Consider the following 18,945-nt stretch of genomic DNA (forward strand, 5'->3'; position numbering starts at 1 on the left):
AATATGAAACCAGGAAATAAAAATTCTTACAAATCATTATCCGACCTAGAGGTTAATGGTAAAAACTTTAAATATTTCTCATTAAAAAAAGCTGAGTTAAATGGCTTACAAGGTGTTTCAAAATTACCTAAGTCATTAAAAGTTTTATTGGAAAATCTTCTTAGATATGAGGATGATGTATCTGTTAATAAAAACCAAATAGAGGCAGTCAAAAATTGGCTGGATACAAAGAAATCAAAAACTGAAATAGCTTATAGGCCAGCTAGAGTTTTACTCCAAGATTACACTGGAATACCAGCAGTAGCTGATTTAGCTGCTATGAGAGAAGCTGTGAAAGAAAAAAATAAAGATCCAAATACAATTAATCCTTTATCTGCAGTTGATTTGGTTATTGATCACTCAGTTCAAGTTGATCAATCAGCTAAAAAAGATTCATTTGAAAAAAATGTAGATATTGAATTTAAGAGAAATGGTGAAAGATATTCTTTTTTAAAATGGGGTCAAAGTGCTTTTAATAACTTTAGGATTGTTCCTCCTGGAACTGGTATTTGCCACCAGGTGAATTTAGAATATTTATCAAAAGTAGTTTGGTCGGAGGAATACAAAGGAGAAAAATATTTATTCCCTGATACACTTGTTGGAACTGATAGTCATACTACAATGGTAAATGGTTTATCAGTTTTAGGATGGGGTGTTGGTGGTATCGAAGCAGAAGCAGGTATGCTTGGACAACCTATTTCAATGTTGATTCCTGAAGTTATTGGATTTGAAGTTACAAAAAAAATGCCAGAGGGCACAACTGCTACAGACTTAGTTTTAACAGTTGTTAAAATGCTTAGAGACAAAGGTGTAGTCGGAAAATTTGTTGAATTTTATGGTGAGGGATTAAAAAATTTAACTTTAGCAGATAGAGCAACAATTGCCAACATGGCTCCAGAGTATGGAGCTACATGTGGCTTCTTTCCAATAGACGAAGAAACTTTAAAATATTTAGAATTCTCTGGAAGAGATAAAGAAACAGTGGCAATTGTTGAAAAGTATGCGAAGGAACAAGGTTTGTGGTCAAGTGATGAAATTGAATTTACTGATAAAATCTCTTTAGATATGTCCACTGTAGTTCCTACTATTTCAGGTCCTAAAAGACCACAAGATAAAGTCCTTTTAACTGATGCATCAAGTAATTTTAAAAAAGTATTTAAAGAAGCCACAGATAAAAAGGATTATAAAATTTCCAAGGTAAAAGATACTGATTATGAAATTAAGGACGGCTCAATATTAATTGCTGCAATTACATCATGCACTAATACTTCCAATCCAAATGTTCTAATTGGAGCTGGACTACTTGCAAAAAAAGCTGTTGAGTTAGGATTGAATGTTAAACCATGGGTTAAAACATCTTTAGCTCCTGGCTCTCAAGTAGTAACTGATTATTTAGAGAAAGCAGGTTTAAATACTTACTTAGATCAATTAGGATTTAATTTGGTCGGTTATGGTTGTACAACTTGTATTGGTAATTCAGGTCCATTATCAGAAAATATAGTTGACGCTATTCAAAAAGAAAATTTATATGCTGTCTCTGTTTTGTCAGGCAACAGAAACTTTGAAGGAAGAATTTCACCACATATTAAGGCAAATTATCTAGCCTCTCCTCCACTTGTTGTAGCTTATGCTCTTGCAGGCCACATGGAATTTGACTTGATTAAAGATTCATTTGGAAAAGATAAAAATGGCAAAGATGTATTTTTAAAAGATATCTGGCCTTCAAATAAAGAAATAGAGAATACTTTAAAGAATTCTTTGAATGCAGATATGTTTGTTAAACGATATTCAAATGTTTCAGAAGGAACAAAACAATGGCAAGAAATCAAAACAGAAAAGAGTAGTATCTATAATTGGGATGAAAATTCTACTTATGTAAAAAAACCACCATTTTTTGAAAATCTTAGTGATGAACCAGAGGGTTTTAAAGAGATTAAAAATGCAAGACCTTTATTGATATTGGGAGACATGGTTACAACCGATCATATTTCTCCAGCTGGTAATATTCAAAAAGATAGTCCAACAGGAGAGTATTTTATGAATTACCAAATTCTTCCAAAGGACTATAACTCATATGGCTCTAGACGTGGAAATCATGAGGTAATGATGAGAGGTACTTTTGCGAATATAAGGATTAAAAATGAAATGGCTCCAGGAACTGAAGGTGGTTTCACAACATTATATCCTGAAAACAAAGTTATGTCAGTTTATGATGCAGTAGTGGAATATAAAAAAAGAGGAACTGATTTAGTTGTAGTTGGTGGAAAAGAATATGGAACAGGCTCCTCTCGTGATTGGGCTGCAAAAGGAACTAAATTGCTTGGAGTTAAGGTAGTTATCGCAGAGAGTTTTGAGAGAATACATAGATCTAATTTAATAGGGATGGGGATATTACCGTTACAATTTACAGAAAATATGAATAGAAAAAATCTGAACTTATTAGGTTCTGAGTTAATAAGTGTAATAGATATTGAAAAAGGTATTAATCCATCTGATAAAGTAAAAGTTGAAATCAAATATGCATCAGGTGATGTTAAAATAATAGATACACTATGTAGAATTGATACAAAAAATGAATTGGAGTATTATAAAAATGGTGGGATACTTCAGTATGTTTTAAGAAATATGATTTAAATATGGATGAGGATATATCAATAATAAATACAAACACAAGAAATGAAAAAATAAAAAATTTTTTCATTCAAAATAAAAAAAAATTAATTGCAGGATTAGTTGTTATCACGATACTTTTAATCAGCTATTTTGCATTTGGTGAATATCAGGACAGAAAAAAAATAAAGATCTCAAACACTTTTAATTTAATAACTCTTAATTATTCTGAGAGTAATAAGGAAAAAACAGCTAAAGATTTAATACAATTAGTTAATGAAAAAAATTCAACTTATTCACCTTTATCTTTATATTTCATAATTGACAATGAATTGATTAAAGAAAAAAAAACAATCAATGAATTATTTGATATTATTATTGACGAAACTTCATTAGATAAAGAAATAAAGAATTTAAATATTTATAAAAAAGCGCTTTATAATGCAGATGACAGTAATGAAAATGACCTTTTGAATATTTTAAATCCTTTAATTAAATCAGAAAGTGTTTGGAAATCTCATGCTTTACACCTTATGGCAGAATTCTTTTATTCAAAAAATGAAATGCAAAAATCAAAAGAATTTTTTAATCAAATCTTAAATTTAGAAAATGCTAATCAAGAAATTCTATTAGAGGCTCAAAAAAGACTTAGTAGAGATTTAAGTGAATAAGATTTTTCAATTATTATTAATAATTATTTTTTTTTCTGGTTGTTCTTTTAATAAAAATTCAAAGTTTTGGACTTCAGAAAATATTAAAGAGATAGAGGAACAAAAGTTTGAAAAAATTTTTGATGATCCAAAAGCTTTAAGCCAAGAGTTAAATACGAATATAAATTTAAATCTTAGCAAAAATTTCAATAAAAATAGATTATCTGTAAAATTTACAAATAATGATGGAAGAGTTAATTTTGACGGATCTCTAAAAAAATCTTCAAAATATAAATTTTCTAAAATTGAGAAATTTTATCAATTTGAACCAATAATTGTATTTAATAAAGACAATGTAATTTTTTTTGACGACAAAGGGACAATTTTACAATTCAATAATCGATCGAAACTTATATGGAAAAAAAATTATTATACAAAACCAGAGAAAAAATCTAATCCAATTTTACAGTTTGCAAACAATAACAAATTTTTAATAGTAGCAGATAATTTATCAAAATATTATATGTTAAATCTAGAGACTGGGGATCTAATATGGTCTAAAAACAATTCAGCACCATTTAATTCCCAAATAAAAATTTATAAAAATCGCTTTTTTCTAATTGATTTTACCAATACACTTAGATGTTATTCGTTAAAAAATGGAGAGGAACTTTGGAATTTTCAAACAAAGTCAGCACTAATACGATCTCAAAAAAAATTATCAATGGTGATTGTGGAAGATGTGATTTACTTTAATAATTCTCTTGGAGACATAAGTGCAGTAAAAATAGATGATGGTGAGTTACTCTGGCAATTACCCACCCAAAGTGATGCAATATATGAATCAGCTTTTTCATTAGAAACATCAGATATAATCACTGATAAAAAAGACTTATTTTTCTCAAACAATAAAAATCAATTTTTTTCTATTGATATCAAATCAGGCAGTTTTAATTGGGAGAATAATGTAAATTCAAATTTAAGACCAACCGTAATTGATAATTTTATAATTACAGTTTCTTTAGAGGGGTATTTAATTGTGATCGATAAAATTACGGGAAATATTATAAAAGTTACTGATATATTTAATAATTTTAAACCCAAAAAAAGAAAAGAAATTTTACCCACAGGATTTATTGTTGGTTTAAAAAATATATATTTGTCTACAAATATAGGAAGATTATTAGTGATTGATATAAAATCTGGAAAAACTATTTCAACATTAAAAATTGATAAGGATAATATTTCACGTCCTTTTGTTTCAAACCAAAATCTATATTTGGCAAAAGATAATGCTATAATCAAATTAAATTAATGTTTTTAAAATTATTAGATAAGTTAGGTAGAAAAAAAGTTGTTTTAGATAGGGGACCTTCACACCCAAGATTTGATTTAGCAAAACCTTGGATGAATAGATATTATCTAATTTTCAGACATAGACCAAAATGGTTTCCATTTAATATACTTATTCATGAAATGTTAGCTGACGATCATGGTGACGGAATACACAATCATCTTTTTCCATATATTACAATTGTGATTAGGGATGGTTATTGGGAAACAACTAAGGAAGGAAAATTTTGGAGAAGACCGGGTTATATTGGATTTAGATCTGCCAATACGTATCACAGAGTTGATTTAGAGCCTGGAACTAGACCAATGACTATTTTTATTTCTGGTCCATTTGGTTTGAGAAAGGGTCCAAGATCAGAATATGGCATTGATTTTAAATCAAAAAAAAATTGATGTCAAAAACTCTTGAGGAAAAATTTAGATCATTTTGTAGCTCAAAAAATTTAGAGATTAATCAAAATCAAATAACTACAATAAAATTACTACAAGATTTTTATAATAAAAATTTTCATTCTTCGATCTTTAATTTTTTTAAAAAAGAAAATTATAAAAAAGGTTTTTATCTTCACGGGGGTGTTGGTGTTGGAAAAACGATGATATTAGATTTTTTTTATGATCTTATTTCTAAAAAAAAATTAAGACTTCACTTTAATGAGTTTATGTTAAATTTTCATGATTTTGTTCATGCAAATAAGAATAAGGGAGATGAAAATATTATTAATTTATTTGTTAAAGATTTAAAATCAAAAGCTTTGTTAATTTATTTTGATGAGTTTCAAGTTACCAACATAGTAGATGCCATGATACTAGGTAAATTATTTGATAAAATATTTAGTGAGAATATAAAAATAATTGTCACCTCTAATATTCAAATTTCTGATTTATATAAGGATGGTCTACAACGGGATCAATTCAAACCTTTTATTGAGATTATGAAAAAAAAGACAGTCGAGCATGAGCTAGTTATTGAAGATGATTACAGAAAATCAAAAGAAAATCAAAATGATAGATACTTCTTTCCACTAAACAAAGAAAGTAATTTTAAAATGAATAAATTTTTTAGGATTATTTCAAAGGATAAAAAAAAAACTACACAAAGTCTTGATATTAAAGGAAGAGAATTTCTAATTAAAGAATTCTATGAGGGGGTTGTTAGGTTTACATTTAATGAGTTATGTGACAAAAATCTAGGCGCTGAAGATTATCTTGAAATAGTTAAAGTTTCTAAATTTATAGTAATTGATCAAATACCCAAGTTTGATGACATTAATTCTAATCAACAACACCGTTTCATAACCTTAATTGATATAGTTTATGATAAAAAAGTACCACTTGCTGTCACAATAGAAAAGAGTCTAGATGAATTGACATCATCTAAATCATTAAAAGAGCCATTTAAACGTACAATTAGTCGTTTATATGAATTAACATCTTCAAACTTTAATTTATGATACAAAAATTTAATAACTTTAAAATCAGCACTAATGGACAAAAATTATACGAATTTACTGATCAAACTATTGATTGGATTAAAAAAAATAAATTTAAAAATGGTATTCTTAATCTTAGCATTCAACACACCAGTGCTTCTTTAATCATTCAAGAAAATGCAGATCCAGATGTTCAAACTGATTTGATTAATTATTTTAATAAATTAGCTCCAATGGATAACAAGTTATATATTCATACTACTGAAGGTAAAGACGATATGCCTGCACATATAAAATCCAGTTTAACCAATAATCAAATTTCTCTAAGTGTTGAAAATGGCAAATTATTACTCGGAACCTGGCAAGGTATCTATTTATTTGAGCACAGGTTAAACCCACAGACAAGAACTATAATTCATCATTTTTTAGGAGAAGATTAATTTTTTTTTAAACTTTGAAAAGCCTTTAATGCAGAAGCTCTTGCTTCTTCATGTATCACTATTGGGCTTGGATAATCTTTTCCAACAATTGTATTAATTGCTTGTTGATATTTCATTTCCATTTCCCAAGGTTTGTGGATAAATTTTTGTGGGACTTTGCTTAGTTCTGGAATCCATTTTTTTACATATTTTCCCTCTTTATCAAACTTTTCACCCTGAAGAATTGGATTAAAAATTCTAAAATAAGGAGCTGCATCTGCTCCACATCCTGCAACCCATTGCCACTGGGCCACATTATTGGCTTTATTAAAATCAAGTAAACAATTTCTAAAATGTTTTTCACCCTCGGTCCAATTAATTCTTAGATGTTTGACTAGAAAAGAACCAACAACCATTCTTATTCTGTTATGCATCCAACCAGTTTCATATAATTCTCTCATACCAGCATCAACAATCGGATAACCAGTCATTCCTGATTTCCATGCTTTTAAAAATTTTTCGTTTTTTACCCAAGGAAATTTATCAAATTCTTTTCTGTAATTTCCTTTTAAGAACTCAGGAAAATAATTAATCAAACTATGAGAAAACTCACGCCAACCTAGTTCATTAATATATTTTCTGTAACCAATGCCTTTAGATTTAATTTCGTTACATTTTTTCCAAATTGTGCTCACATGTATTTGTCCATGTTTTATGTATGGAGATAGTTTGGATGTACCTTCTACAGAAGGATAATCTCTTGCTGTGCCATATTCTTTAATTTTATCATTAATTAAATTGTTAAGAACTTTTTTTGAATCATTCTCTGAGACTTTCCAATAATTCTCAAATTTTTTATACCAATTTTTTTTTGGTAAAATACTTTTAGGTTCAACACAATTTTTAAAAAAAGATATCATTTTCGTTTTTTTTTTAACAATATAATTTTTACTTGGTGGTAAACCCAAATATTTTTGCTCAGCATTTCTCCAGAAAGGGGTAAATACTTTAAATGGGGTTCCATCATTCTTAGTAACTTCTTGAAATTCATTAAGTATATTTCCTTTAAAATATTTAAATTGAATTTCATTTTTTAAAAAAACATCTCGAATTTTTTTTCCTTTGGCAATTACGTCTGGTTCATAGATCTTGTTCCAATATATTGTAACTTCATCCTTTTTTTTTATTTTTGAAAATATATCTAATTCATCACCTGCTAATATTTGAAGATTAATTTTGTATTTAGATAATTCTGATTTAAATGTTTCCAAAGATTTAAATAGCCACCATTTTTGTGCTTCTCTTTTATTATCAAAATCAGTTTTATTATAAATATATAATGCAATTACATTTTCATGGTTTTGTGTGGCATATGAAAGGGCAGGGTTGTGATCAACTCTAAAGTCTTCCCTTATCCAAGCTATTGCATTTTTTGTCATATAAATGTTATTTTCTACCTTTAGATAGCAGTTGTTTGTAAAGTTTAACATCTGCATTTCCTTCGCATCCAATGACAAGAATGTTGGAATCTTTGTTCAAATTTAATAATTTTTTCGCTTTAGGATTGTTAGCTAAACCTATCAGTGCAATAATCCCAGGAGTTGCACATTCACCTCCTACAATTGAACCTTTACTTAATTTTCTATCCTTTAGCATCGCTGTTGTTTTGGCAACATTTTTGTCAGCAACAGATACGCAATAGTTAGAAGTTTTTTTTAATATTTGCCATGGAACAAGTGACATTTCATTACATGACATCCCACCCATAATACTTTCTTTTTTTATTCTTATTTTTTTTAGTTTTTTTGCTTTTACACTTTGAAGAACACAATCTGCTCTGTCAGGTTCAACAACAATTATTTTTGGAATTCTTTTAAAATATTTTGCTACACCTGCAACTACACCTGCTGCTAATCCTCCAACACCAGCTTGAACAAATATATGTGTTATGTAATGATTTGTTTGTTTAGAGATTTCTTTTATCATAATAGAATATCCAGCCATTGTAAGCTGGGGAATGTACTTATAGTTTTTAGTAGAGACGTCTTGAACAATTTGCCAATTATTTTTTTTCGAGAGTTTTTTGCATTCCTCTAACGAATTCTCATAATTTCCTTTAACCCTTATTACCTCAGCTCCAAACTTCTCTATTTCACGAACTCTTGTTTGGCTTACATATTGACTTACAAAAATTTTACACTTCAAATTTAATCTTTTTGCACCCCAGGCGACAGATCTACCATGATTACCAGCTGTTGCAGACGAAATTACCATATTCTTTTTCCCTTTAGATATTTTTTCTACTGCGTAGGCCCCTCCTAAAGCCTTAAAGGACTTTAAGTGAAATCTCCTAGACTCATCTTTATAAAATATATTATTAAAGCTTAAATTTTTCCTTAATTTATCGAGTGATAAAAGAGGAGTTGGTTTATAATTTTTCCAACCTGATATAGCTTTAAAAGCATTGGTGATTAGTGAAGCGGGAAGTTGTTTTAAAACATAGTTTCTTTTAAAACTAAAATGATTATTTTTTAATAATTTTTTATATTTCCAGCTTTTAAGATTTTTTAAGCTTTTCACTTTAGCAATCTAGAGTATTTTGTCTTTCCCATTTGGTTATAGGTTTCGACTTATCAAATTTCTCTACATTATTAAATTCTTTAATTTCTGTGCTCCTTAGCTTTATATAACTATCAATTACATCAGTACCAAAAGCCTCATTCATCTCTTTATTTTGTTTTAATTTTTTTAATGATTGATCTAATTCATCAGGAAGTTTTGGAAGATCTGGATATTTTGCAAAGTCCTCATACATATTACAATGAAGAGGTTTACCAGGGTCAATTTTGTTTTTAATACCGTTTATTCCAGCTGCGATAACACTTGCTTGAAGCAGATAAGGATTAGCAGATCCATCCATTAATCTTAATTCAAATCTTCCCGGATCAGGGATTCTTATCATATGTGTTCTATTATTACCGGTATAAGATATACTACTTGGTGACCATGATGCCCCTGATTTTGTTGGAGGTGCATTAATTCTTCTGTAACTATTGATTGTTGGATTGAAAAATGCAGATAGAGATGAAGCATGTTTTATGACACCACCTAAAAAATTATATGCCATTTTAGTTAGACCTAATTCATTAGATTTATCCAGAAATTTATTTTTCTTTCCATCCCAAACAGAAATATGAGCATGACAACCGTTTCCAGTTAAATTTTCAAATGGTTTAGGCATAAACGTTGCTCTCAGACCATGCTTTTCAGCAATAGTTTTTACCATGTATTTAAAAAATGTATGTCTATCTGCAGTCTTTAAACAATCTGAATAATCCCAATTCATCTCAAATTGGCCATTAGCATCTTCATGATCATTTTGATAAGGACCCCATCCCATTTCAATCATACAATCACAAATTTCTTTAATTAAATCATATCTTCTCATTAATGCTGATTGGTCATAACATGGTTTTGATTGAGTATCTCTTGGATCAGCAATTGAGCTTCCATCTGGAGATATCAAAAAATATTCACACTCCACACCAGATTTCATAGTCAATCCTTGTTTTGAGAGTTTTTTGATTTGTTTCTTTAACATCACTCTTGGTGAGGCATCTACTGGTTTGCCATTCATCCAAAGATCCGAGGCAAGCCATCCTACTTCCTTGTTCCAAGGTAATTGAATTAAACTATCAGGATCAGGAATTCCAAACATATCAGAGTCCGCAGGTGTCATATCCAACCATGCAGCAAATCCTGCGAATCCCGCGCCAATTTCTTGCATTTCTTTAATTGCATGTGCTGGCACTAATTTTGATCTGAGAACTCCAAATAGATCAACAAAACTTATTAAAAAATATTTGATTTTTTTTTCTTTAGCGATTTTAAATAAATTTTTTGACACAAATTAGGTTAACATAGTTATTTGAAAAAGGAAAAAATTGTTTCCTTATATAGAATTAAATTTACACAGATAATTATTATAACTGCTATAATTACACCATACTTTGCTTTAGGAAAAACAACACCACGCATTTTAGTTGGTCTTAATTCTTCGTTATTATTATCTTCTTCAGGCATTATTAGTTAAGAAATAAAAATGGGCACTGTGATTAACAGTGCCCAAATTTTTAGTTTAAATTACCAATCGGTAATATTGCTTTTATGGTCATTTGGACCATGTCTTTTTCTACCCAATCTTTCAAGCTCATCGCTTTCAGATTTGGCAGTCAAAACAGTCCAACCAACCCATAAAATTATAGCTAGTATAACAAGTATACCTTCACTAGATCCTGCACCAGGATAAACAGCACCAACAACTTCTTCTGCTGGTTTATTTAGGTGATCTATCCAGTTTGTAACAGTCGCCATATATTTCTCCTTTACCTGGTTGCAGATGAAACTGCTTTTTCATCTGATTTAGCAGCCTCCATCATTTCATAATCTAGACCTGCTATTTCTACCTCTCGTGGGATTCTTAATTTACCCATACCCGCGAGAACTTTTGCAATAACATAGCCTGGTATTAGTCCAAGAACTACGAACATTATTAGTGCTCCTATGAACTGTCCTAATGGATTGATTGTTGCATAAGTAGTCCCATCCCACATAGCTCCAACACTATAACCAGATGAAGGATAACCATTTAGAACGAAACCGCATATTACTAGACCAATAAATCCAGCATAACCGTGAACCGCAACTGCACCAACCGCATCATCAATTTTGAACTTACGCTCAACCCAATAATGTAGTTTGTACGATATCACAACACCGATCATACCAATGATCATTGCTTGAATTGGATGATATAAATCATTTCCAGCTGAAGCACATATGATACCTGCTAGTCCACTAGAGTATGTCCAGAAAGGATCACCTTTTGCAATCCAATAACCGGCTAATAATCCTCCTGATAATGACATCAAGAAGTTAAAAGTAATACCACTAAGTGTAGTAGGGGTTACATATATGTTTGTTGCCGTCCAATAGCTTATGCCTTCCATACCGTATTCAGGCCCAAGATCAAATATTGGTATATTACATGCCGCATAGAATCCCCAGAAACCAGTATAAATTAGAAATAATCCAATCGTTACTAGCCAAGGATTTCTTGGTCCAATATTTCTTGGCTCACCACTTGATGAGAATTTTCCAATTCTTGGTCCTAAAACCATTAGAACTCCTAAAGCAAATCCACCAGCAATTGCGTGAATTACTCCTGACGCATAAGCATCATGATATCCTAAAAGTTTTAACATCCAACCATCAAAGTGCCATCCCCAAGCAGCATCAATTGTCCAGAATACAGAACCAATTGCAATTGCTAAAATACCAAATGCAAAGGTTGTAATTCTTTCAATTATTGCTCCTGAGACAATGGAAGCAGCTGTCCATGAGAAGAGCAGGAAAGCAGCCCAGAAGACACCAGAAATGTGATCTCCTAAATTGATTGCCATCAACTCACTTGTAGCAGTGTACCACGTAGCACTAAATGCAGAGTCATCTGTAATTAGAGCGGTACTTTCATTCATAATTGAAGGTGCTAACCCTGGTCCTGTTGGGAAAGCCCAGTAAATCCACCAACCAAATAAAAACCAAGTTACTGTTACCAAAGGTATCAGCATCGTGTTTTTCATAAGAGTATGTTGATGGTGTTTATAACGAGAAGCTCCAACTTCATACATACAGAACCCGACGTGAATTAAGAACATCAGTACCACTGTTACCCAGTAGTAAAATTCTGTAAATATAGTAGTAAGAGCACCTAACTGATCAGTCATATTCTCTCTCCATATTAGTTTTTGAAAGCCTATAAAATTTGGAAAGTTGTTACAAATGAAACAGTTCAATAAAACCTAATATTTACAATAGGTTTTAAAAAAGAATCAACTTAAGATTGTGTAATTAAAATTTTAGGTAAGCTTTTTTCAAATCAACAAGAGGATGTTTTGGAGACATTTGAAATTTTACTAAAAGTTCTCTTGCGATCATGTCTCTGTCTTGTTGGTTATCTGGTAATTTGATTGATGATGGGATTGTAACCCAACCATTAGCATTTCTACAAAATACAGCAGGTCTTCCTTCTTCATAACCCATATGAACATCTTCTAACCAATTCAAATCATCCCAGCCCATTGCCTCTACATACTTTTTAAGGAATGGTGTCATTTTTTTATAATCTGGCAGTAGATTAACGTCATATCTATAGCCAATAGATTGACCAATCATCTTTTCTCTAGCTGTTTCTTTTTTCTTTCCTAGCTGTTGGTCTTTAATAACTACTGATTTAGAAACTTTTTTTTTATTTTTTTTCTTAGCCATTTTTACCTCTAAATTTTATGAAAGTTATCTACTCCAACAGTATAATTAGTACCTGCTAGCGGAACTTTTGCTAAAGCTGATGCTTCAGAAGTAAGTGCTGCTAAATCCTCAGGTTCTAAAGAATGTATATTTGTTTTACCACAAGCTCTAGCTAACAACTGAGCTTCAAGAGTCATAGAATGTAAATAATTATAAACTCTCAATGCTGCATCATCAGGATTTAATCTTGCTCTTAATTTTGGATCTTGAGTAGCAACTCCTACAGGACATCTTCCAGTATGACAGTGATAACATTCACCTGCTTTTACTCCCATTTCTTTTTCAAAATTTGCTTCTGGAATATCTTTGTTACAGTTTAGTGCAATCATAGACCCAGTACCAATAGCTATTGCATCTGCACCTAAAGCTAATGCTTTTGCCATATCAGCACCGTCTCTAACTCCACCAGCATAAATCAAAGTTACTTTTCCAGTTTTTCCTACATCATCCAAAGCTCTTCTTGCTTCTCTAATAGCTGCGATACCAGGAATTCCAGTGTTTGCTGCAGCGATGTGTGGACCTGCTCCTGTAGATCCTTCCATACCATCTAGATAAATAGAATCTGGATCACATTTTGCAGCCATACGAACATCATCATAAACTTTTGATGCACCTAATTTTAATTGAATTGGAACTTTATTTTTTGTTAGCTGTCTAAGTTCCTCTACTTTTAATGCTAAATCGTCTGGACCTAACCAGTCAGGATGTCTTGCAGGAGATCTCTGATCAATACCTGATGGAAGTGATCTCATTTCAGCAACTTGGTCGGTTACTTTTTGACCCATCAAGTGACCACCCATACCAACTTTTTGTCCTTGTCCAATAAAAACTTCTATACCGTCAGCTAATTGTGCGTGATGTGGGTTAAATCCATATCTGGATTGAATACATTGATAAAACCATTTTTCAGAATATCTTCTTTCATCTGGTATCATTCCACCTTCACCAGAACATGTTGCGCTACCTGCCATTGTAGCTCCTCTAGCTAATGCAGTTTTTGCTTCATAAGATAAAGCACCGAAACTCATACCTGTAATATAAACTGGAATATCTAATTCAATTGGATTTTCACATCTTGGTCCAATAACAGTTTTTGTTTCACACTTTTCTCTGTAACCTTCAATAACAAATCTAGTAAGAGTTCCTGGCAAGAAAACTAAATCATCAAATGTTGGAATTTTTTTCATTAATGCCATTCCACGCATTCTGTATCTACCCAACTGAGATTTTATATGAATATCATCAATTACTTCAGGAGTGAAAATTGCGTTATGACCTAATAAGCTTTTATTTCTTCCACCGTTTGAACTTAAGTGAACGTCTGCTTTTCCTCCAACGTTACCATTAGTTTTTAATTTACCATTTTTTTTCTTTTTCTTCTTAGCCATTAAATTGCTCCTTTTTTCTCAGTAGGTTCTAAGTTGTCGTAATTCCAGAGTTTTTTACCTGCTACAATTTTTTTCATTTTACTTACATCAAAATTTTCGCCAATCTCAGCAACCTTAAGCTTTCTCTTAAGCCAATCTTGATCACTTTTAGTTAAATCAGCATCTACTGCATCACTACCATAAGAACCAATTTCTCCACCTACGAAAATTGTCCCATCATACATCGAATCTCCTAGATTTATTCCGACATCACCTAATATGATGATTCTACCTCTTTGCATCATAAAGCCAGTAAATGCACCAGCATCACCACCAATAATTATTGTACCACCTTTCATATCAATACCTGTTCTTGCACCAACACTGCCTTTACAGATTAAATCTCCACCTCTAATGGCAGCTCCAAAACAAGATCCAGCATTTTTCTCAATTACAACTTTACCTGCCATTAAGTTTTCTGCACAAGACCATCCAACTCTTCCATTGATACGAACGATTGGACCATCACATGAACCCATTCCAAAATATCCTAAACTTCCCTCAAAAATTAAATTTAATTTATTTAATATCCCAACTCCTAAACTATGTTTACCTTGTGGGTTTTTAATAACGATTGTTCCATATCCTTGGCTCATTAAATTATCTATTTCTTTATTTGCTTCCGCTGCACTCATGTCTTTTACATCAAGATCAGTTCTTTTATTAAAATCAACATCATGAGTTCCAAAATAATAAAAGTTTTCTGCCTCATCGGGATTGAAAAATTTTTGTTGAGTTCTTCCTGTTAAAACCTCAGTGTGCATACCCATTGCTTGGGCTTTAGTTTTCTTTGAAACACTTTTTATATTTGCCATACTTTTACCTCTCCATCGAATGGATCATAAGTATCAATTTCTTGTGGTAAAATTGATCTTATTGCTATTTCTTCTGAACCCATCGCTACTAAATCGTCTGACTCATATAAAACTAAAGGCTTTGCCGCCATAGTATCTTTTGCCATTCCTAAAGAATCTTTTGTAGCTACAAAATAAGTAAAAACACCATCTAATCCAGTAAGAGACTCTTTCATACCCTCTTCAAGAGATGCTCCTTCTCTCATTTTTTCAGCTAAATAAACTGCGATAAGTTCTGAGTCACACTCAGACATAAATCTCATTCCTTTATTTTCTAAAGCTCTTCTATTATTCCAGTAATTTGTAAGCTGACCATTATGAACAACTGATACATCGCTAAACGGATAACCCCAAAATGGGTGAGCAGATTTAATATCTACCCCTGACTCAGTAGCCATTCTAGCGTGACCAATCGCATGAGTACCAACAAGTTTGTCTAGATTATATCTGTCACAAACCATTTTGGCATTCCCAAGATCCTTAATAACTTCTAAAGATTTACCCATTGAAAGTATCTCTACTCCTGGAATACTTTCTATTTTTTGTGAAAATTCTAATAAATCTTTTTTATTATATTCTATTTCGTATCTTAAAGAGTAAGGAAGTATCCTTTCTTCTTTGATAATTTTTGCACCCATTTCATTAAGATAACTATCAACAATCTTTTTTCTTTCATCATAAACGGACACATCCTCAGCAACTGATGTACTACCCTCACCAACGTTTTCTCCAACTTTGAAACGCATGATAAAATTTTTTCCATCAGTGTCTCCATATAAAGCATAACCCGTAGAGTCTTCTCCTCTATGTTTCAGCGCTTGCAACATACCTTGAAGCTCATGACCAACTTTTGAAGATTTTCCTCTATGAATTAATCCCGCAATTCCGCACATATACTTTTCCTCTTTCCGTATTTTTTATGGTAAACAATCTAGATAAGTATCTAGATCCCATTGAGTTGTTGCTCCTAAAAATCTTTCCCATTCATCATTTTTATACCAATGAAAAACTTTATACATTTCATCAGGCATAGCTGATTTAATTACCTCATCTTCTGATAATCTTTCCAAAGCTTCTCCTAAACTTAAAGGAAGTTTTTTTACATCCTTACCAGCTTTTTGAGCTTCATAAATATTTCTAGATTCAGGATCAGCTGGTTTCATTTTATTACTTATTCCATGATCACAAGCTTTTAATAATGCAGCACCTAATAAGTAAGGATTATGCATAGAGTCTACTGATCTATATTCAAATCTTCCAGGAGCAGAAACTCTTAATCCACAAGTTCTGTTCTGGTATCCCCAGTCAGCATAAACAGGTGCCCAAAAACCTTGATCCCATAATCTTCTATAAGAATTTACCGTTGAAGATCCTAACGCAGTTAAAGCTGGCAAGTGTTCCATTATACCAGCAATTGATTGTAAACCAATTTTACCTGGTAACTGCATATCTTTTGTATCAGGCATAAAAGTATTAGTTCCACCTTCAACATAACCAAATACCTCTTCAACAGCCGGTAAAGTTTTATGTCCAAGTTTGTTAGTTTTTACTTTTCCACCCTTCCATAAAGACATATTAGTATGACAACCACTAGCTGACACACCCATAAAAGGCTTAGTCATGAAACATGCAATTAAGTTATGTTCTCTTGCAACTTGAGCACATATTTGTCTATAAGTTGAAAGTCTGTCTGCATTTCGAAGTACATTGTCGTAAGTCCAATTTAATTCTAATTGACCTGGAGCATCTTCATGGTCACCTTGAATCATATCTAAACCCATAGCTTTTGAATACTCAATAACCTTCATAAAAACAGGTCTTAAAGATTCAAATTGATCAATATGATAACAGAATGGTTTAGAAAAACCTTTTCCAGTAGGCGTTCCATCCTCGTTTTTTGTAAGCCACATCATTTCAGGCTCTGTTCCAACTCTTAACTCAAGTCCATGTTTCTTCTCAAATTCTTCCATGAAAATTCTTAAATTTCCTCTACAGTCAGAAGTTAAATGTCCACCAGGATTATTTCTCTCTTCTCTGTTTCTGAAACATGTTACAAAAACTCTTCCTACTCTTTTGTCCCATGGTAATTGACAAAAAGTTTCTGGATCAGGGATACCAACTAATTCCATTGCTTCAGGTCCATAACCTATATAATTATTATGACGATCTAAAAATAAGTTTGCTGTAGCTCCGTATACTAATTGAAAACCTTTTTCTGCTGTTCTTTCCCAATGATCTGCAGGTATTCCTTTACCTACAACTCTCCCTGTTACAGAAATAAATTGATAATAGATATAAGTAATTCCTAATTCGTTAATTTTTTCTCTTACTTTTTTAACTTGTTTGTCTCTACCTGGTCGGTTTACGTGCTTTTCTAGATCCGTCATTTTTCCCCTCAATGAATTATATTTTTTCAAGCGTAGCTGAAAAATTTATTAGTGTCTAGGCTTAGAGTTTAACTCCAAGGGAACGGACTGTTCGAAGTAGGGTGAAGTTCTCCCTTCTCGTAACGGTTGAATCTAAACGGTTTCAATAAATCACTTTCAGTACCAAGAATTTCTTTTGCAACAAGCTCTCCAACACCAATCATTTTATAACCATGGTTAGCATCGGCAATCATATATACGTTTTCAAAAAATCTATCAAAGATTGGAAATGAGTCTGGTGTCATGCATCCAAGACCACCTGATGGACCTTTTCTATATAAATCAGATTTTCCCTCAAATCTTTTTTGGCAATGTGCTAAAGCAGAGCACCACATATCACTAAACGCATCAGTGGTTTGATACTCTGGAGACTCAATTCCATAAGGATCAACATTTACCTGATCAAAATGTTTTTTAACAATGTAAGGTGATGTTCCACCCTGAACTCCTAAACCATCAATATCAGGTTTATAATAAATTCCCCAAATTTTATCTGTAATTAATTTTTTTGTTTTGTCTGAATATAATGGTGCTGTCGAGTCTACATGAACTACTGGTGGCTGTTTTCCATCATTTGTCTTTAAGAAATCTGGCTCAACACCAATAACACCCTCTTGAAGCATCCAATAAGTCCACATATCAGTTACATGCATTTTACCATCTTTACCTTTTATGTTTGCTGTTTTAGGTAATTCCAACATGTTCCAAAAATCTCTAGCCCACGGTCCTGCTCCAATTACTACTTGTTCACAATCAATTGTGCCTTTATCTGTTTCAACCCCTGTAACCGCTTTACTATTACTTCCTCTTCTAAATCCTGTAACTTTGACACCTTTCATCACTTGAACACCGTTAGAAGTAGATTTATTTTCTAAAGCTTTAATAGAGTCTTTATTAAATGCGTATCCACCCTTTTTTTCATGAAGAATTGAAGTTATACCTTGGGCTTGCCAGTCATCAAACATGCCCTTCATGTATTTCATGCAATCCTTTTCACCCTCTATAAAATCAGATTCATATCCTATTGCTTTTTGTTGCTCATAAATGCTCGCAACATCTTCATGCATAACCTCAGGTGATATTTGTAAATAACCAACTGGATTATATTTAAATGCTTTTGGATCACTTTCCCAAACAGAGACTGAGTGGGCCATCAGTTCTCTCATTGCTGGTTGAAAATAATTATTTCTAACTACTCCACATGCAATTCCACTTGCTCCAGCAGCAGTGTCTTTTTTTTCAAGGACTACAATGTCACCAGGATTTTTATAAGTTTCAGATAATTTCCAAGCAGTACTTAAACCGTGGATACCTCCACCGATTATTACTACTTTTGCTTTTGTCGGTAATGACATATGCAAACTTTATTTT

18 protein-coding genes are annotated in these 18,945 nt (G+C 31.9%); 6 read left to right on the plus strand and 12 right to left on the minus strand.

All coding sequences use genetic code 11. The annotated features are described in order from the left end of the window. The first annotated feature begins 3 nt into the window (after positions 1-3). From acnA to B5L73_RS02230, 6 genes are read left to right on the plus strand one after another with little or no spacing between them, the layout of a single operon-like run. The gene (acnA, locus tag B5L73_RS02205; RefSeq protein WP_085147371.1) at positions 4-2,673 is read left to right on the plus strand and encodes an aconitate hydratase AcnA; all 2,670 of its coding nucleotides are present in this window, start codon (positions 4-6) and stop codon (positions 2,671-2,673) included. 2 nt (positions 2,674-2,675) lie between these two features. Further along, positions 2,676-3,320, plus strand: a complete 645-nt coding sequence (locus tag B5L73_RS02210) for a hypothetical protein (protein WP_085147373.1) — start codon at positions 2,676-2,678, stop codon at positions 3,318-3,320. Next, the gene (locus B5L73_RS02215) at positions 3,313-4,614 is read left to right on the plus strand and encodes a PQQ-binding-like beta-propeller repeat protein (RefSeq protein ID WP_085147375.1); all 1,302 of its coding nucleotides are present in this window, start codon (positions 3,313-3,315) and stop codon (positions 4,612-4,614) included. Before B5L73_RS02210 ends, B5L73_RS02215 begins: the two co-directional genes overlap by 8 nt. Next, positions 4,614-5,045, plus strand: coding sequence for a hypothetical protein (locus tag B5L73_RS02220; protein WP_085147377.1), 432 nt, complete (start codon positions 4,614-4,616; stop codon positions 5,043-5,045). Before B5L73_RS02215 ends, B5L73_RS02220 begins: the two co-directional genes overlap by 1 nt. Beyond that, positions 5,045-6,103, plus strand: a complete 1,059-nt coding sequence (zapE, locus tag B5L73_RS02225) for a cell division protein ZapE (protein WP_085147379.1) — start codon at positions 5,045-5,047, stop codon at positions 6,101-6,103. The genes B5L73_RS02220 and zapE overlap by 1 nt, the downstream gene beginning before the upstream one ends. Further along, entirely contained in the window at positions 6,100-6,522 is a 423-nt protein-coding gene (locus B5L73_RS02230; RefSeq protein ID WP_085147382.1) for a secondary thiamine-phosphate synthase enzyme YjbQ, read from the plus strand. Before zapE ends, B5L73_RS02230 begins: the two co-directional genes overlap by 4 nt. Here the strand turns inward: B5L73_RS02230 and B5L73_RS02235 are convergent. The 12 genes from B5L73_RS02235 to B5L73_RS02285 form a co-directional block, all read right to left on the minus strand. After that, on the minus strand, positions 6,519-7,940 hold the full coding sequence (locus tag B5L73_RS02235; RefSeq protein ID WP_085149579.1) for a cryptochrome/photolyase family protein: 1,422 nt from the start codon (positions 7,938-7,940) through the stop codon (positions 6,519-6,521). The two genes, B5L73_RS02230 and B5L73_RS02235, sit on opposite strands and share 4 nt — an antisense overlap. Positions 7,941-7,947: 7 nt before the next feature. Then, complete coding sequence (locus B5L73_RS02240) at positions 7,948-9,081, minus strand: diaminopropionate ammonia-lyase (protein WP_085147384.1); 1,134 nt, start codon at positions 9,079-9,081, stop codon at positions 7,948-7,950. A 1-nt stretch (position 9,082) separates the two neighbouring features. After that, positions 9,083-10,408 (minus strand): type III glutamate--ammonia ligase, encoded by a 1,326-nt coding sequence (gene glnT / locus B5L73_RS02245; protein WP_085147386.1) that lies wholly within the window; start codon positions 10,406-10,408, stop codon positions 9,083-9,085. Positions 10,409-10,425: 17 nt separating this feature from the next. Beyond that, positions 10,426-10,584 carry a hypothetical protein gene (locus tag B5L73_RS06460; RefSeq protein WP_198150124.1) on the minus strand — a complete coding sequence of 53 codons (159 nt, stop codon included), beginning with the start codon at positions 10,582-10,584 and terminating at the stop codon, positions 10,426-10,428. A 60-nt stretch (positions 10,585-10,644) separates the two neighbouring features. Further along, on the minus strand, positions 10,645-10,875 hold the full coding sequence (locus tag B5L73_RS02250) for a hypothetical protein (protein ID WP_085147387.1): 231 nt from the start codon (positions 10,873-10,875) through the stop codon (positions 10,645-10,647). An 11-nt stretch (positions 10,876-10,886) separates the two neighbouring features. After that, positions 10,887-12,287, minus strand: coding sequence for an ammonium transporter (locus B5L73_RS02255; protein WP_085147388.1), 1,401 nt, complete (start codon positions 12,285-12,287; stop codon positions 10,887-10,889). 124 nt (positions 12,288-12,411) lie between these two features. After that, the gene (locus B5L73_RS02260; protein ID WP_085147389.1) at positions 12,412-12,828 is read right to left on the minus strand and encodes a hypothetical protein; all 417 of its coding nucleotides are present in this window, start codon (positions 12,826-12,828) and stop codon (positions 12,412-12,414) included. Positions 12,829-12,836: 8 nt separating this feature from the next. Then, positions 12,837-14,255 (minus strand): FMN-binding glutamate synthase family protein, encoded by a 1,419-nt coding sequence (locus B5L73_RS02265; protein WP_075535842.1) that lies wholly within the window; start codon positions 14,253-14,255, stop codon positions 12,837-12,839. Next, complete coding sequence (locus B5L73_RS02270) at positions 14,255-15,109, minus strand: GXGXG motif-containing protein (protein ID WP_085147390.1); 855 nt, start codon at positions 15,107-15,109, stop codon at positions 14,255-14,257. The genes B5L73_RS02265 and B5L73_RS02270 overlap by 1 nt, the downstream gene beginning before the upstream one ends. Next, positions 15,097-16,041, minus strand: coding sequence for a glutamine amidotransferase (locus B5L73_RS02275; protein ID WP_085147391.1), 945 nt, complete (start codon positions 16,039-16,041; stop codon positions 15,097-15,099). Before B5L73_RS02275 ends, B5L73_RS02270 begins: the two co-directional genes overlap by 13 nt. A 24-nt stretch (positions 16,042-16,065) precedes the next feature. Then, positions 16,066-17,535, minus strand: coding sequence for a glutamine synthetase family protein (locus tag B5L73_RS02280; protein ID WP_085147392.1), 1,470 nt, complete (start codon positions 17,533-17,535; stop codon positions 16,066-16,068). A 68-nt stretch (positions 17,536-17,603) separates the two neighbouring features. After that, positions 17,604-18,929: an NAD(P)/FAD-dependent oxidoreductase gene (locus tag B5L73_RS02285; RefSeq protein WP_085147394.1), complete on the minus strand. Its 1,326-nt coding sequence runs from the start codon at positions 18,927-18,929 to the stop codon at positions 17,604-17,606. Between the last annotated feature and the right edge of the window lie 16 nt (positions 18,930-18,945).

Source organism: Candidatus Pelagibacter sp. RS39, from assembly GCF_002101315.1.
Lineage (GTDB): Bacteria > Pseudomonadota > Alphaproteobacteria > Pelagibacterales > Pelagibacteraceae > Pelagibacter.

Coding starts and splice junctions, on each gene's coding strand:
- B5L73_RS06460 (WP_198150124.1), bottom strand. CDS start 10,584: ATGCCTGAAGAAGATAATAATAACGAAGAATTAAGACCAACTAAAATG.
- acnA (WP_085147371.1), top strand. CDS start 4: ATGAAACCAGGAAATAAAAATTCTTACAAATCATTATCCGACCTAGAG.
- B5L73_RS02265 (WP_075535842.1), bottom strand. CDS start 14,255: ATGGCTAAGAAGAAAAAGAAAAAAAATGGTAAATTAAAAACTAATGGT.
- B5L73_RS02285 (WP_085147394.1), bottom strand. CDS start 18,929: ATGTCATTACCGACAAAAGCAAAAGTAGTAATAATCGGTGGAGGTATC.
- zapE (WP_085147379.1), top strand. CDS start 5,045: ATGTCAAAAACTCTTGAGGAAAAATTTAGATCATTTTGTAGCTCAAAA.
- B5L73_RS02275 (WP_085147391.1), bottom strand. CDS start 16,041: ATGTGCGGAATTGCGGGATTAATTCATAGAGGAAAATCTTCAAAAGTT.
- B5L73_RS02230 (WP_085147382.1), top strand. CDS start 6,100: ATGATACAAAAATTTAATAACTTTAAAATCAGCACTAATGGACAAAAA.
- B5L73_RS02260 (WP_085147389.1), bottom strand. CDS start 12,828: ATGGCTAAGAAAAAAAATAAAAAAAAAGTTTCTAAATCAGTAGTTATT.
- B5L73_RS02250 (WP_085147387.1), bottom strand. CDS start 10,875: ATGGCGACTGTTACAAACTGGATAGATCACCTAAATAAACCAGCAGAA.
- B5L73_RS02220 (WP_085147377.1), top strand. CDS start 4,614: ATGTTTTTAAAATTATTAGATAAGTTAGGTAGAAAAAAAGTTGTTTTA.
- B5L73_RS02270 (WP_085147390.1), bottom strand. CDS start 15,109: ATGGCAAATATAAAAAGTGTTTCAAAGAAAACTAAAGCCCAAGCAATG.
- B5L73_RS02255 (WP_085147388.1), bottom strand. CDS start 12,287: ATGACTGATCAGTTAGGTGCTCTTACTACTATATTTACAGAATTTTAC.
- B5L73_RS02210 (WP_085147373.1), top strand. CDS start 2,676: ATGGATGAGGATATATCAATAATAAATACAAACACAAGAAATGAAAAA.
- B5L73_RS02280 (WP_085147392.1), bottom strand. CDS start 17,535: ATGACGGATCTAGAAAAGCACGTAAACCGACCAGGTAGAGACAAACAA.
- B5L73_RS02235 (WP_085149579.1), bottom strand. CDS start 7,940: ATGACAAAAAATGCAATAGCTTGGATAAGGGAAGACTTTAGAGTTGAT.